This window comes from Bradyrhizobium diazoefficiens (genome assembly GCF_016616885.1).
GTDB classification, from domain to species: domain Bacteria; phylum Pseudomonadota; class Alphaproteobacteria; order Rhizobiales; family Xanthobacteraceae; genus Bradyrhizobium; species Bradyrhizobium diazoefficiens_F.
The window spans coordinates 3,058,493-3,074,021 of the sequence record NZ_CP067102.1; the positions used below are offsets into that span (position 1 = coordinate 3,058,493).

The window sequence follows — 15,529 nt, forward strand, 5'->3', positions numbered from 1 at the left end:
CGCGGAACCGGCGCTCCAGCTCCGGCGAAGGCCGCGAGCAAGATATTCCGGCAACCTATTCCGAGGGACGGACCGCTTCAATCATGAGGTAGAGGCCGAGCTGGCGCGCGACGCCAAGCAGGAGCGATCGTGGCCAAAGGCGCCGGGCGATCGACAGGAGACGCCCGCGATGACGCTGGCCCGTTGCGCCGGAGAGCAAGTCACCTGGACTCAGCTCGACTTCCATCTTGACCGCCCGCAAGCCGCTGGCCTCGACGATCGCAGTCGCCTCCCTTGTCGAGTAGGCCTTGGTGCCAGGGCTTTCGAGGTGGTTCGCATAGATCGAGGCAAGGCTGGACGAGAAGCGTCCATAGCGAAGCCAGAGCAGGAGACCGACGATCGACCACTTGTGGTAGATCATGATCCGCGCAGTGCCCCGGGGCTTCAGCACACGGGCAACCTCCTTGAACGCCTGCGTTGTATCGGCACTGTGGTGCAGAACGCCCCAGCTGTAGACGATATCGAACGTCGCATCCGGAAAAGGAAGCCGTTCCCCGTCGGCCACTCGGAGCTCGGACTCAAGGTGGGCGAGGGCGAGGCGTTCGCGCGTCAGGTCGACGGCGCGCGGGGTCAAGTCAATGCCGCAAAGGCGGGCGGGTCCGCTGCGCGCCCATTGTTCATGGTCGGCACCCATGCCAACGCCGATTTCGAGTACAGCCTGCTCGTGGCCCTCTTCGAAGCGGGCGAAGGGCTTGATGAAGGGCTCGAGCTCGTACCTCGTCTCGCGTTGGCTGGAGAAGCGATTTGAGGCGTCGATGCCGACGGCATAAGCGGCCTCGCCGCAGGCCGCCTCGTTCCAGAAATCGCGGACAACCCTATTGTTCATGGGAGCACTCTCATCATGGCACAACTGTATCCCCCCCATGAGCCTGGCACAAGAATAGGCGCCGGCGATTGCCGATCTGCCGAGTTCCGCAGCCTCCGCACCGGCAGGGCAAGGCTCCCTCGGCCTTCAAAATCTACCGGCAAGCCGCAAGCGCACTGTCTCATGCAGGCCTTGCTATTGAACTCGGCACCGGAAATGGTATCAGCGCTTGGGCGAAACACAGCCGGTACGTGGAATGTTTGGAAAAAGATGGGGGGATCCCGCGCGCCTAATCCGAACAGTGCGCCACTTGCGTTCCGAACAGATCATCAATCGCCTCAAGCGCCGAATTCTTCCGCCCAGCATCGCGCATGGACCCGCACCTGGTTTGCGCACGCCGACGGCGAGATGGCGGTATGCTGCGGGCCGGCCGGCCACCATGCTGTCCCCCCGGCGCTTCCGGATTCTTGGGCAGGTGGCGGAGCTGCTGGACGGTGCCGGCTGGAACAATCCGGCAATGCCGAAGCTGTGGCTGTACAACCTGCACTATTTCGACGATTTGCGCGCTGAGGCAAGCGAGGCCCGTGCGTCATGGCATCGCGACCTGATCGACGCCTGGATCGCCGAAAATCGTCCCATAACGGGAAACGGCTGGGAACCATATCCGATATCGCTGCGCATCGTGAACTGGGTCGCATGGGCGCTGGCGGGCAACGATCTGGGCTCCGCCGTGCGCGACAGCTTGGCAACGCAGGCGCGCGCGCTGAACTCCTCGCTCGAGTATCATCTGCTGGGCAACCATCTGCTCGCGAACGCGAAAGCCCTTGTGTTCGCGGGTTGCTATTTCTCGGGAGTCGAAGCCGACCGATGGCGACGCACCGGCCTGGATCTGCTGCAACGAGAATGGCGCGAACAGGTGCTTCCGGACGGCGGCCACTTTGAGCTCAGTCCGATGTATCACGCCATCCTGCTCGAGGATGCCCTGGATCTCATTCAGCTTTCGAAGATCTATCCGCACGAGCTTGCTGAACCGGCGGCGCAATGGCCGGCTTTGGCCGCGCGTATGCTGGCCTGGCTGAGTGAAATGGTCCATCCGGACGGGGAAATCGCCTTCTTCAATGACGCGGCGTTAGGCATCGCAAGGACGTACAGGCAGCTTGCGGACTATGGAGCATCGCTGCACGTCTTGCGGAGCGCAGACGACACTACCAGTCGGCTGGCTGACAGCGGGTACGTACGGCTGCGCTCCGGTCCCTGGCTCGCGATCCTCGACGCGGCCGAAGTCGGCCCCTCCTACCTGCCAGGGCATGCGCATGCAGACACGCTCTCGCTCGAAGTGTCGTTTGGCGATCGTCGTCTGATCACTAACTCCGGAACGTCGTCTTACGCCCACGATGCAATTCGAGATGAAGAGCGTTCGACCGGCGCCCACGCGACTGTCGAGATCGACGCAGAGAATTCAACCGAAGTGTGGGCCAGCTTTCGCGTCGGGCGGCGTGCGCATCCGTTCGGCAGATCGGTATCCGCGACCGGCCACATCCAGTCGGCCTCCGCCAGTCACGATGGGTACCGCTGGCTCCCTGGCCGACCAGTCCACTGCCGCAGCGTCACGGTGTCGCCGACTTCGCTAGTTGTTCGGGACCGTGTCACGGGCGAGGGAAACCACACGATCATCGGTCGTTTTCCGCTGCACCCGCTGGTCGGTCATATTTGCCCGGACGGACAAGGCTGGTCGATCGAGTTGCCGGACGAGCAGCGGATCCGTGTGACCGCGAAAGGAGCCTCTCAATTCTCGCTGGGCGAAGGTTACTACGCGCCGAGCTTTGGCCAACGAATTTTGCGACCGGTGCTTGCCTGGAGCTATAGGGGCGGGCTACCGATGGAAGTCGAAACCCGGTTCGAGCTCTGATTTGCGCATACTCTTCATCACCGACCACTACCCGCCCGAGGCGAGTGCGGCGTCCGTCCGCTGCAGCGCGCATGCGAAACGTTGGATCGCGCGCGGTCATCAGGTCACGATGCTGACCAATTTTCCAAACTATCCGGATGGGAAGGTGTTCGGCGGCTATCGGCAATCGCTCTACAAGCGTGAGGTGTTTGATACGGTGGACGTCTTGCGCGTGCCGACACTGGTGTTCCCCAATCGTGGCTCGTTGCTGCGAATCTTTGACTATTTAAGCTTTGTGGTGATGGCTAGCCTTGCATCGCCTTTCGTTGCGCGGCCGGACGTCGTCGTCGCGACGTCACCACACATCTTTGCCGCTATTGCGGGATGGATCGCAAGCCGCGTTCACCGCAGGCCTTTCGCGTTCGAAGTGCGCGATCTATGGCCGGATTCGATCGTCGCCGTCGGCGCCATGAAGGAAGGGCGAGTATTGAATCTCGTCCGGCGTGTAGAGCGCTTTCTCTATCGACACTCCGATCTCATCGTCACGGTGACCCATGCGACCCGTGACGTGCTGATGTCGCGGGGAATTAGTGGCGACAAGATCGTGGTCGTCACCAATGGCGCAGACACATCGAAGCTCAGCGCGGGATGCGCGACATCGTCATTGCGCGAGAAATTTGGAACCGAGAGCAAGGTCATCGTTTCATACATCGGCACAGTCGGCATGGCGCATGGGTTGCAGCTCATCTTGGATGCGGCTGACCAGTGCCTGATCCGCGTTCCCGAGGCACAATTCATCATCGTCGGATCCGGTGCGGAGCGCGAGGAGCTGCAACAACAAGCCGAACGTCGGGGACTGCGGAACGTATCGTTTGTCGGTCGCGTGTCGCACGACGAGACCATCGACTATTGGCGTCTGAGCGACTTGACGCTGGTCTTGCTAAAGAACACCCCGTTGTTCAGGACCGTATTGCCGTCCAAGGTTTTCGAGGCCTTGGCGACGGGCACGCCGATCATCACGAACGTGCGGGGTGAACTGGAGCGCCTGCTCGAGCCGCTTGATGCAGCGGAGACCATCGAGCCCGACAGCGTGGAAGCACTGGTGCGCGCCATTGCGGAACTCGCACGAGATCCAGCGCGCCGGCGTTTGCTTGCGGCAAACGCCGCTGCCGGGGGCAAACGTTACGAGCGCACGGTACTGGCCGACAGTATGCTAGAAGCACTACAGCGGTTGTGCCCTGGGAAGCCCGAGGAATCAGGCCGGTCTGGTCGCAGTATCGTTCGGGACAAGGCAGGATGACCCGCAGACCGCCAGGACATCCGCTCCAATTGCTTGAAATCTAATGTTTTTTCAGTGGGGCTGGCTCCTCCCGATTGATTAGGTGCCGCCCCTCGTTTGAGTTTGTATATTTTCGCGCGACTGGTTACACACCGCTCCGCTAGGTGGGCCCTGATGGGCGTCAAGGCGGACAGCAAACCCGAAGATGCGAAAAGTCATTGCAATATTTGGAACGCGTCCGGAGGCCATCAAGATGGCACCGGTCGTGACCGAGCTGCGGCGCAGCCAAAGCCTCGATCTGCGGGTCTGTGTGACGGGTCAGCATCGGGGCATGCTGGATCAGGTGCTGGATCTCTTCGCGATCAAGCCCGACCACGACCTCAACCTGATGTCGCCGAACCAGGCGTTGGACCAGCTAACCGCGAAGCTCCTTACCGGGATCGGGGAGGTGCTGGATCAGGAGAAGCCAAACCTGGTCCTGGTCCACGGCGATACCTCGACCACGCTCGCCGGTTCGCTGGCTGCGTTCTATCGCAGGCTGCCCGTGGGGCATGTGGAAGCAGGTCTGCGATCCGGCTCGCTGTCCGCGCCGTGGCCGGAAGAGATGAACCGCCGCGTCGCAACCCTTGCGACCCGGTTTCACTTCGCGCCAACCGAGCAGTCGCGGCAAAATCTCCTCGCTGAAGGGGTCAATCCTATCCATATCCACCTGACCGGTAACACCGTCATCGATGCGCTGATGGAAACCGTGGAGCGGCTCAAGAGCGCGACCTCCGTCCGCACCGAACTGCGAGAGCGGTTCGGCTTCCTCGATCCCGATCTTCCGCTCATCCTCGTGACGGGGCACCGGCGAGAGAACTTCGGTGACGGGTTCGAAAATATCTGCAATGCGCTGCTCGACATTGTCACACAGCATAACGTGCAGATCGTCTATCCTGTCCACCCCAATCCCAACGTTCTGGCGCCCGTCCAGCGCGTGCTCGGTGCACAGAAGCGGATTCATTTGATCGCCCCCCTGGACTACGAACCGTTCGTCTATCTGATGGAGCGTTCGCGTCTCATCATCACCGACTCCGGCGGCGTGCAGGAAGAGGCGCCGTCGCTGGGCAAGCCGGTCCTGGTTATGCGCGAAACCACAGAGCGTCCCGAGGCTGTCGACGCTGGAACCGTGATTCTCGTGGGCACGTCCCGGGAGCGTATTGTCGAAGAGACAACCAGGCTGTTGACCGACCGCGATCACTATGGGCGGATGGCGCAATCGATTAATCCTTACGGCGACGGCCTCGCCGCAAAGCGAATTCGCAAGGTGATCGAGGATCAATTGTGAGCGACGTAAAGCTAAAAGCGATTTGTGTGGTCGGGCTCGGCTATATAGGGCTCCCAACTGCGGTCGTACTCGCCTCGCGCGGTGTTTCGATCGTAGGTGTCGATGTCAGCGAGGCGGTCGTCGCCAAGATCAACCGTGGCCAGGTTCACATCGTGGAGCCCGACCTCGATGCGGTGACCGCGCGCGCGGTTCAGGTCGGAAAGTTGCACGCGGCGACGAAGCCTGCGCCGGCGGATGCCTTCATCATTGCTGTCCCCACGCCATTTCATGATGGGAAGGCGGACCTCAGCTATGTCGAGGCCGCTGCGGCATCCATCGCGCCGGTCCTGAAGCGCGGCGATCTCGTCGTGCTGGAATCGACCTCTCCGCCGGGGACGACGGAACGGATGGCCGCGCAGCTTGCGGCTCTGCGCCCCGATCTGCGCATGCCCACGTCGGATGTCGAAGATTGCGACGTTCACATTGCCTATTGCCCCGAGCGTGTGTTGCCCGGACGTGTGCTGGTCGAGCTGGTCGAGAACGACCGGGTGATCGGCGGCATCACGGTCAAATGCTCGGCGCGCGCCGAGGAGCTCTATCGCATCTTCTGTACCGGCAGCCTGCTGAAGACCAACGTCCGGACGGCGGAAATGTGCAAGCTGACCGAAAACTCGTTCCGCGACGTCGGCATTGCCTTCGCAAACGAGCTATCGATCGTCTGTGACAAGCTCGGCATCAACGTCTGGGAGCTGATCCGGCTCGCCAACCATCATCCGCGCGTCAATATTCTGCAGCCGGGCCCAGGCGTCGGCGGCCATTGTATTGCGGTGGATCCCTGGTTCATCGTCGAGGCGGCTCCGCAGGAGTCCCGCCTGATTCGCACCGCGCGTGAAGTCAACGACGGCAAGCCGTCCTACGTTCTCGAGAAGATCAAGACCGCCATCGCCGGCGCGCGGTCGGTGGGCGCCTACCCGAAGGTGCTGACGCTCGGTCTCGCCTTCAAGCCCGACGTCGACGATTTCCGCGAAAGCCCGGCGCTCGAGATCGCCGAAGAGGTGGCTCGGTGGAACCTCTGCGAACTGCTGGTGTCGGAACCCTTCGCCGAGCTGTTGCCGGGAAAGCTTGCCACGCACAAGAACGTGCGCATGGTGCATGACGTCGCCCAGGCGATCGCCGAGGCGCATATCGTCGTCATGCTGGTCAATCATCGTGCCTACAACGAAATCGCGCCGGCCGAACTGAACGGCAAGGTGGTAATCGACACGCGCGGAGTATGGTCGTGAAGCAGCTGCTGGTCCGGTCGGGTAAGGTCTTCCTGCAGGACGTCCCGGCGCCCGTCGCCGGCCCGAAGAACGTGCTGGTCCGGGTGGAGCGTTCGTGCGTGAGCGTCGGCACCGAGATGGCCGGCGTCAAGATGTCGGGCCTGCCGCTGTATCGTCGCGCCCTCAAGCAGCCGCACCATGTCAAGCGCGTGCTTCAGCTCATGCGCGACCAGGGCGTGGCGCGCGTCTACAAGCAGGTCAAGGGCAAGCTCGACGCGGGACTGCCGACCGGATACTCGGCCGCCGGCACCGTCATCGCCGTCGGATCGGAGGTCGACGGGATCGCGGTCGGCGATCGCGTTGCCTGCGCCGGCGCGGGCGTCGCCAACCACGCCGAGGTTATCGACGTCCCGGTCAATCTGTGCGTTCCCGTCCCGCAGCAGGTCTCCTTCGATGCCGCCGCCACGGTGACGCTCGGGGCCATCGCGATGCAGGGCGTGCGTCGCGCGCAGCCGACGCTTGGCGAGACAGTCGTCGTGATCGGGCTCGGAATTCTCGGGCAGATCACGGCGCAGCTCCTGACCGCCAATGGCTGCCGCGTCATCGGCACCGACGTGGACAACAAGCGTATTGCGACCGCGCTGGAAAATGGCCTCGATCACGGCATCAATCCGAACGACGGCAATCTGGTCGATAGCATTATCAAGCTGACCGATGGCTTCGGCGCCGACGTCGCGATCATCACGGCTGCCTCTGCCTCCAGCGATATTCTCGCTCAGGCTTTTCAGTCCTGCCGCAAGAAGGCGCGCGTGGTGATTGTCGGCGACGTCGGCCTGAACATGGCGCGATCGGACATCTACACCAAGGAGCTCGATGTCCTGATCTCCTGCTCCTACGGACCCGGACGCTACGATCCCGTCTATGAGGAGGAAGGCGGAGACTACCCGCTCGCCTATGTCCGCTGGACCGAGAACCGCAATATGGGCGAATATCTTCGCCTGCTAGCGGTCGGCCGCGTTCGGCTCGAGAACATGCTGCATGAGCCATATCCGGTCGACCGCGCCGAAGAGGCGTATGGCCGACTGGCAGGCGAGGGTGAGAAGCCACTTCTGGTCCTGTTGCAATATCCGCACCGGGAAGAGGCCACGCGGTCCGTGCTGCAGATTGCTCCTCCTAAGCCTGTCGATGGCCGCATCAAGATCGCGGTTGTCGGAGCGGGCAGCTTTGCGCAGGGCATGCACCTGCCGAACCTGAAGAAGCTCGGCGACAAGTTCGACCTTCGCAGTGTCGTGAGCCGCACCGGCCTGTCTGCGCGCACGGCCGCCGAGCGCTTTGGTTTCAGCACCGCGAGCACCGATTTTCAGGCTGTTCTCGATGACCCGCAGGTCGATCTAGTCCTCATCGCAACACGGCATGACCTGCACGCTGAAATGACACTGGCGGCGCTGAAGGCCGGCAAGCACGTATTCGTTGAGAAGCCGCTGTCGATGACCGAGGAGGGGCTAGACGCGATCGAAGCGTTCTACCAGGCCAATCCCAACGGGCCGCTCCTGATGACGGGTTTCAACCGGCGGTTCGCGCCGGCCGTCAGCGCTGCACGCGACACGATCAAGGGGCGTCTGTCCCCGATGATCGTCAACTACCGCATGAATGCCGGCTACATTCCCTCCGACCATTGGGTGCACGGCCCGCACGGCGGAGGCCGCAATATCGGCGAAGCCTGTCACATTTACGATCTATTCAACGCGCTCACCGGCAGCCAGCCCGTCGAGGTCCAGGCGCGGGCGATCGTGCCGGCCAGCGGCCATTGGCGCCGCGACGACAATTTCGTCGCGACCGTTCGCTATGCGGACGGCTCGCTGTGCACGCTGACCTATACCTCGCTCGGCTCAAAGGAGTTTCCCAAGGAGCGCTTTGATATCTTTGTGGACGGGAAAGTTCTCGTGCTCGACGACTACAAGCGATTGGAGGTCGCCGGCGCAAACGGGGGATGGAAGGGCCTGACCATTGAAAAGGGACAGCTCGAGGAGCTGGTGGCGCTCGCCGAAGCCTTCAAACCGGGCGGCAAATGGCCGATCTCGCTCGCCGATCAGCTGTCGGCGACGCGGGTCAGTTTCGCGGTCGAGAAACAGCTCGCTGAGTGAGGCAGTGCGTTCCGAGCCGTCCGTGAAGGGTCTCTACGTTCCGCCGGTGCCGCATGATGCGGGCGTGGCGCTGGGCGCTGCGATGATGAAATGCGCGGAGGCTGGCTACACGATCGCACCGCTGACCCATGCCTATTGGGGGCCGGAATATTCCAACGACACGATCAAGGAGACGCTGGACAAGATCGGCGCGCGGTTTGAGCTGCTCGACGATTCCGTGTCGCGCTGTGTCGCCGACCTGACGGAGCAGAAGACTGTCGGCTGGTTCCAGGGGCGTATGGAGCACGGTCCGCGCGCGCTCGGCAACCGCTCGATCCTGGCTGACCCGCGCCATGCGGGCATGAAGGACCGCATCAACCTCACCATCAAATATCGCGAGGAGTTCCGTCCATTCTGTCCGTCGGTGCTGTACGAGCGCCAAGCCGAATATTTCGAGGACACACGCGCCCTTCATGGTGGTAACATTCCCGGTCAATCAGAAGGTTGCGGAGACCATGCCGGCGGTGGTCCATGTCGACAACACCGCGCGCATCCAGAGTGTCCATGCCAACTCAAATCCGCTCTACAGCCGATTGATCGGCGAGTTCGCGAAGGCGACCTCGCTGCCCGTCCTGATCAACACCAGCCTCAACATCAACGAGCAGCCGACGGTGAACGCGCCTCTGGAGGCGCTGCACACCTATTTTTGCTCCGGTCTGGACGTGCTGTATCTCGGGCCCTACCGACTGTCGAAGGCGCGCTAGGCAAGTGGGATCGCTCCGGGGGAGCTCAACGGACCGATGATGCAGTTCGTCCGTTGTGGTCAGGGCTTCTCGCGAAATCCGCCTGAATTGATGAAGGATCTGACGCCGTTTGTCCGACGAATGTAATGCTAGAGCGATTTCATGAGCTTCAGGAAGGTGCGACGGGGCAATCTGGCCGTCGGTGTGGCGGTCTCCGCCTACATCGCGACCTCGGGTGCCGCTGCGTTAATTCCGTTTCCGGTTGGACAAGAACAGCTCGGCCAATTGTTCCTTCCTCAGGAAGTTCCTTACGCGTGGATGACCACGCTCGGATCTCCAACTTACTGGCTTTTGTTTCTGCTGACGCTCGTCGTTCTGCCGATTGCTGCGATCGCTACCGAGAAGGTCTTTGCGTCAGCAACCCTCTCATTCTCCGACGAGGTGCCCCTGTGGATTCCGCTGGTGTTGGCGGGCGCCATGATCGCTTTCTGCGTTTACCGGCTTGCGCAGGCCGGCGGCTTGTCCGCGAGCGAGGCGTGGGATCAGAGCCTATGCTACGAGGCGAAGATCGTGAGAAGGGTCGAATTGTTCAGGCTGCTTGGTAACAAGTACTATTCGTTCGTCTATTCGAGTTTGCCCATCATCGGTTGCTATCTGCTGGCGCGGGGATTGCTCAAGCATGAAAAGGTCAGCCTCGGGGCCTGCGCGGCGCTGAGCGTGATCGTTCTTTGGCTTGATGTCGCAACTATTCAGAAAGCACCGGCGCTTCTCTATGTGCTGGTGCTCGGATTGACGTTGGCGCTCTCTGGATTCGGCCTCGTGCGCAGCGCGGTCGTGACGATCGCGGCAGGAGGAACGATCTACCTGGCCCTGGCTCTGAGCCAATTTTGCGAAGTTAAGAGCCCCGGCCAGCCGCCTGCGAGTCCCCCGGGACTGTCGCTCTCGGTTCCGCTGCCCGGTTCGGACTCATCGTCCCCGCTTGGCTCGCCATCAACCGCCGATGGAGAGCGGCAGGAGAGCGGATTCAGTGGATTGTTGAAGAAGGCAATTTGGATCGTGCGAACGGGCGTATTCAGGATGGCGGTTGGAATTCCATACTATGTGCAGATTTTTTCGGATTCCGATCAACGTTGCGGCATAGTGCGGCCGACCTTCAGCGGACTTCTTGCTCCGCAGCCCTGCTATCCGGCCACGAAAGTGTTCGCGGTGATCTATCCCGCCATCACATACACGACGGGTTCGCAACCGGCCGGTGTGAGCCTGTCAGGCTATGCTGAGGGGGGACTCATTTACGCTGTCTTGGCGACCGTGATCGCCGGTTCACTAATTGGTTTAATTTCAATCCTTGCGAGGGGCAACGATCCCATGAGCATTGCCACGCAGGTGGCAGGCTGCCTCTACGCGTATTACGTGACTCAGGTACCTCTAACGGCGACGCTGCTGGATAGTTACGGCCTCGTTTGGTTGATAGCTCCGCTTGCCGCAATGCGTGTGCTGACATGGATGATCAGCATCACTCTCCGAAAATGACGCGCCTTGCGTCGCAAGCGGCCACTTCGATTAGCTTTGTCGGCGTGCTAGCCTTGAGTTGAATCGCTCACGCTCAGCGCAAGGAGAGCGCTTGCCGCACGAACGCTTCGAGATTTCCATCCTGAAACAATAGGCCCTGAATGCCCGCAGCTTCGGCCGCCTCCAGGTCGCTTGGCTTGTGCTTCTGTCGGTTGCCACCGGAAAGCGCTTGAGGAGGTCGATGATCATGCCCGGCGCAGGCTTGCGACGGTCGCTGACGCGTCGATAGCGCTCGACGGTCGCTTCGGGATGGTCGGGACAGTATTCGAATGCGTCGATGTGCGCGCCGATCACCGCCAGCTCCTTCGCGATCCAGCGATGGAGAGCCTGGACGTGGCTCTCCTCAAAGAACCCGCGCGCCACACCCGACTGGTTGGTGACGACAAAGGCAAAATAGCCCGCGTCGTTGACGAGCTTGACCGCTTCACGGGCGCCGTCTTTCCACTCGAACTTGGTCGCCTCGAAGACGTAGAAGCGCCAGCGTTCCTCCCGTGCCGGCCACGAGGATGATCGCGGCCGCTCCAATTCCAAATGATGCGCCGGCCGCAACAATAAGGATCGTCCGAGGAAAGACTATCAGCGCCGCCAACCCGAAGAACAGCGCGAGAACAGCACTCGATGTGACGGAAAGTTGCCCCAACCCCTGAAATGCCTCGATGATGTAATCTGTCATGGGAGTTTGCTTGGCGCCATATGTGAAGACCAATCAACCCGCCCAAAACCCATGAGGGGGTGCATCCGGACCTTGGCCGAGGCCTACTTCTTGATTGATCCGAATCGTGCCTTAGGGTAGGAGGAGCAACTCCCGGTAGTGCATTTTTCGGATAGTAGTGAATTATCGTGGGTAAGGAATTTTTCCGTGCGTCGCGTAGCCATCTGTTCGATTGGGATGGCGGGGCTCGCGTTACTCGCCATTTTCGGCCTTTTCGACGATGCACTTGAGAAGCGAATGTACAGGAGTTGCCTAACGGGTCATCCGGACAGGCCGTTCCTCTGCCTAACCGAGGAGCGCACCTTACGGCTCCGATTTTACATGCCTTAATATCCCCGCCGCCAACAACGACCAACGCACGTGCGTGCCACCAAAGAGCGCGAGAATGTATGCCGTCGCGCCTGCCTATTTACACCAGTCTCGCGCAGAAATCCCTGTTGCCAGGAAATTGGAATTTGAGCGCTTACCGCTCGTCCGCGATCGCCTTTCCGTCGTTTGGCAGTGCACCGGGGGCAACCAATTCGACGCCGCCGCCGAGCTTCGTCACCGCGCGCAAGGTGCCGGCAATCTCCTCCCGCAGCGCATTGCTCGCCTGAGCGCATTCGGCCTTCAGCGTCATCGCGTCGGCCTCGCCGTGGCGGGTGACGACGAGGCGCAGCCGTCCGAGCGCGGGATGGCGCTTGCCAATCTCGACGACCTGCTCGGGGCGGACGAACATGCCCTTGACCTTGGTGGTCTGGTCGGCGCGGCCCATCCAGCCTTTGATGCGCATGTTGGTGCGGCCGCATTTGCTCGGGCCCGGCAGCGCCGCGGTGAGGTCGCCGAGCGCGAGCCGGATCCAGGGATGGTGCGGATCGAGCGAGGTCACCACGATCTCGCCGACATCGCCCGGCGCCACGGGATCGCCGGTGCCGGGCTTGACGATCTCCAGGATCAGATCCTCGTTCACGATCATGCCATCGCGCGCCTCGGTCTCGAACGCGATCAGGCCGAGATCGGCGGTGCCGAAGGCTTGGTAGGCATCGACGCCGCGCGCCTTGATCTCGGCCTGGAGCGAGGGCGGAAACGCCGCGCCCGAAACCAGCGCGCGCTTGATCGAGGAGACATCGCGGCCTGTGGATGCGGCGGCATCGAGCAGGATCTTCAGGAAGTCCGGGGTGCCACTGTAGCCGACGGGACGGTAGGCCTCGATCAGCTCGAACTGCTGCTCGGTGTTACCAGGGCCGGCAGGGATCACCGCGCAGCCCAGTGCGCGCGCCGAGGCATCGAAGATGAAGCCGCCGGGGGTGAGGTGGTAGCTGAAGGTGTTGAGCACGATGTCCTCGGGGCGGAAACCGGCCGCGAACAGCGCGCGCGCGCCGCGCCAGGGATCGGCCTGCCGTCCCTCCGGCTCGAAGATCGGGCCGGGGGAGGTGAAGAGGCGGGCGAACGACCCCGGGGCCTCCGCTACGAAGCCGCCGAAAGGCTGGGAGGCCTTGTGCAGGGCGGGCAGTTCCGACTTGCGCAGCACGGGAAGGCCCGCCAGCGCCGTCCTGGAGGTCACCGAGACCGGATCGATGCCCTTCAGCCGCTCGGCATAGCCGGGTGCGCTCATCGCGCGGCGCAGGACGCCTGGCAGGCGGGCGAACAGCTCGGCCTCGCGCGCCGCGTGCTCACGCGTCTCGAGGGCGTCGTAATGGGCGCTCATGGCAAGTCTTTCCGGGTTGGCATCCGTTGCACGCCGCCGCTCGCATGGGTATCAGACGGCCATTGGCGGGGCGTGGAGAGGACGCAATGGCGGACGAGAGCATCATTCCGGCGGAAGAGGCGGCCGACGTCATCGCGCGCCTGAAGCGCCGCATGATCGAGGACGCGATTCCACTGTGGTCGACCGCCGGCTGGGACGACGCGACGGGCGGCTTCATCGATCGGCTGCACCGCGACGGCTCCGCGGATACAGCCGCGCCGCGGCGCGTGTTCGTGCAGGCGCGCCAAATCTGGTGCTACGCCAAGGCCGCGCAGATGGGCTGGTATCCCGAGGGGCGCGCCATCGCGCTGAAGGGGCTCGAGCACCTGCTGGCGAAGGCAAAGGCGCCCGACGGCCGGCCTGGCTACGTGCACCGGCTCACGCCGGACGGCACGGTGCTGGATGCGCGGCGGGATGCCTACGACCACGCCTTCATCCTGTTTGCGCTGGCGACCGTCTATGCGCTCGACAAGGACGCGCAAATCCGCGCCGAGATCGACGCGCTGCTCGCCTTCCTCGACGGTCATCTGCGCTCGCCCCATGGCGGCGTGCATGAAAGCCTGCCGGTGTCGCTGCCGCGCCGGCAGAACCCGCATATGCATCTGTTCGAGGCGATGATCGCGTGCTTCGACGCGACCCACGATCTGTCGTTCCAGAATCGCGCCGGTGAATTCTTCGCGCTGTTCCTCGCTAATCTCTACGACAAGCGGAAGTGTGCACTCGGGGAATATTTCGAGGAGGACTGGTCGAAGATCGAGCCTGTCAGCATCGAGGCCGGCCACCAGGCGGAATGGGTCTGGCTGTTGAAGGGGTTTGAACGTATCACGGGCTGTCCGACCGGACAGCGGCGCGCCGAGCTGCTTGCGACCGCGCTGCGCTATCGCGACGCCACTACCGGCTGTCTCGTCGACGAGGGCGGCGACACCGGCAACATCCGCCGCTCGACGCGCAGACTGTGGCCGCAGACCGAGATCGCGAAAGCGTGGATCGCGCAGGCCGAGTCCGGCGAGGCGGGCGCGGCGGAAGAAGCGCGCGCGGCGCTGGTGCGGCTCGAACGGCATTACCTCAGCCATCCCGTGCGGGGCGGCTGGTACGATCAGTTCGACAGCGGCGGCACATCGCTGATCGACACCATTCCTGCGTCGTCGTTCTATCATGTTCTCTGCGCGGTCACGGAAGCGGAGCAGGTGCTGGAAAGTTAGAGCCAGCGTTTGCGCCGCTTGAAGCTCTTGAGGTTCTTGAAGCTCTTGCGCTGGTCGCCGGCGCCGCCGAGGTAGAACTCCTTGACGTCCTCGTTGTCGCGCAGCTCGTCGGCAGTGCCGTCGAGCACGACCTTGCCCTGCTCCATGATGTAGCCGTGGCTTGCCACCGACAGCGCGGCGCGCGCGTTCTGCTCGACCAGCAGGATGGTGACGCCGAGGTCGCGGTTGATCTTCTGGATGATCGAGAACACCTCTTTCACGAGCAGCGGCGACAGGCCCATCGACGGCTCGTCCATCAAGATCATCTTCGGGCGCGCCATCAGCGCGCGGCCGATCGCCAGCATCTGCTGCTCGCCGCCGGAGAGATAGCCGGCCAGTCCCGTGCGCTCCTTCAGGCGCGGGAAATAGTTGAAGACCATGTCGAGGTCGGCATCGACCTCGCGGTCCCTGCGGGTGAAGGCGCCGAGCCTGAGGTTTTCCAGCGACGTCATGTCGGCGACGATGCGCCGGCCCTCCATGACCTGGAAGATGCCGCGGCGGACGATCTTGTCGGGATCGATCCCGGCGATGGGCTCGCCCTCGAACAGGATCTCGCCGCGCGTGACCTCGCCGTCCTCGGTCTTGAGCAGCCCCGAGATCGCCTTCAGCGTGGTTGACTTGCCGGCACCGTTGGCCCCCAGCAGCGCCACGATCGCGCCCTTGGGCACGTCAAGGCTGAGACCGCGCAGCACCAGGATGACGTCGTCATAGACGACCTCGATGTTGCGCACGGCGAGGAGGGGCGGCGCGGGCACGATGCTAGGCGAGGGGCGCTCCGTTTGAGCCGCTTCACTCATGGTTGGTTACTTTCTCGATGTCGTCACTCGCGAAGGCGG

Annotated in this window: 11 protein-coding genes and 1 pseudogene; 8 read left to right on the forward strand and 4 right to left on the reverse strand. The window is 62.7% G+C overall.

Translation table 11 applies throughout. The features are described from left to right. Positions 1-55: 55 nt before the first annotated feature. Entirely contained in the window at positions 56-889 is an 834-nt protein-coding gene (locus JJC00_RS13940) for a class I SAM-dependent methyltransferase (protein WP_200473101.1), read from the reverse strand. A gap of 430 nt (positions 890-1,319) precedes the next feature. On the opposite strand from JJC00_RS13940, the gene JJC00_RS13945 reads away from it, so the two are divergent. The 7 genes and pseudogenes from JJC00_RS13945 to JJC00_RS13975 all read left to right on the forward strand — a co-directional run bounded on the left by JJC00_RS13945 (position 1,320) and on the right by JJC00_RS13975 (position 10,975). Further along, a complete protein-coding gene (locus JJC00_RS13945) occupies positions 1,320-2,753 on the forward strand; it encodes a heparinase II/III family protein (protein WP_210347359.1) in 1,434 nt (477 codons plus the stop codon). A 1-nt stretch (position 2,754) separates the two neighbouring features. Then, complete coding sequence (locus JJC00_RS13950; protein ID WP_200473103.1) at positions 2,755-4,032, forward strand: glycosyltransferase family 4 protein; 1,278 nt, start codon at positions 2,755-2,757, stop codon at positions 4,030-4,032. Between the two features lie 232 nt (positions 4,033-4,264). Further along, positions 4,265-5,338: a non-hydrolyzing UDP-N-acetylglucosamine 2-epimerase gene (gene wecB / locus JJC00_RS13955; RefSeq protein ID WP_349643541.1), complete on the forward strand. Its 1,074-nt coding sequence runs from the start codon at positions 4,265-4,267 to the stop codon at positions 5,336-5,338. Then, complete coding sequence (gene wecC / locus JJC00_RS13960; protein WP_200473105.1) at positions 5,335-6,600, forward strand: UDP-N-acetyl-D-mannosamine dehydrogenase; 1,266 nt, start codon at positions 5,335-5,337, stop codon at positions 6,598-6,600. Before wecB ends, wecC begins: the two co-directional genes overlap by 4 nt. Beyond that, a complete protein-coding gene (locus JJC00_RS13965; RefSeq protein ID WP_200473106.1) occupies positions 6,597-8,723 on the forward strand; it encodes a bi-domain-containing oxidoreductase in 2,127 nt (708 codons plus the stop codon). Before wecC ends, JJC00_RS13965 begins: the two co-directional genes overlap by 4 nt. A gap of 277 nt (positions 8,724-9,000) precedes the next feature. After that, positions 9,001-9,466: pseudogene (locus tag JJC00_RS38105) on the forward strand (carbamoyltransferase C-terminal domain-containing protein). Positions 9,467-9,607: 141 nt separating this feature from the next. Beyond that, complete coding sequence (locus JJC00_RS13975; RefSeq protein ID WP_200473107.1) at positions 9,608-10,975, forward strand: hypothetical protein; 1,368 nt, start codon at positions 9,608-9,610, stop codon at positions 10,973-10,975. Positions 10,976-11,005: 30 nt separating this feature from the next. Here JJC00_RS13975 and JJC00_RS13980 read toward each other — a convergent pair whose 3' ends face one another. Together JJC00_RS13980 and JJC00_RS13985 are read right to left on the reverse strand one after the other, a co-directional pair. Beyond that, positions 11,006-11,563, reverse strand: a complete 558-nt coding sequence (locus tag JJC00_RS13980; protein WP_246774206.1) for an HAD-IIIA family hydrolase — start codon at positions 11,561-11,563, stop codon at positions 11,006-11,008. Positions 11,564-12,189: 626 nt separating this feature from the next. Further along, complete coding sequence (locus JJC00_RS13985) at positions 12,190-13,413, reverse strand: phenylacetate--CoA ligase family protein (RefSeq protein ID WP_200473108.1); 1,224 nt, start codon at positions 13,411-13,413, stop codon at positions 12,190-12,192. Positions 13,414-13,499: 86 nt separating this feature from the next. Between JJC00_RS13985 and JJC00_RS13990 the strand changes: the two genes are divergently transcribed. Beyond that, on the forward strand, positions 13,500-14,654 hold the full coding sequence (locus JJC00_RS13990; protein ID WP_200473109.1) for an AGE family epimerase/isomerase: 1,155 nt from the start codon (positions 13,500-13,502) through the stop codon (positions 14,652-14,654). On the opposite strand, the gene JJC00_RS13995 is transcribed toward JJC00_RS13990, so the two are convergent. Then, a complete protein-coding gene (locus tag JJC00_RS13995; RefSeq protein WP_200473110.1) occupies positions 14,651-15,490 on the reverse strand; it encodes an ABC transporter ATP-binding protein in 840 nt (279 codons plus the stop codon). The genes JJC00_RS13990 and JJC00_RS13995 overlap by 4 nt on opposite strands. Positions 15,491-15,529: the final 39 nt, after the last annotated feature.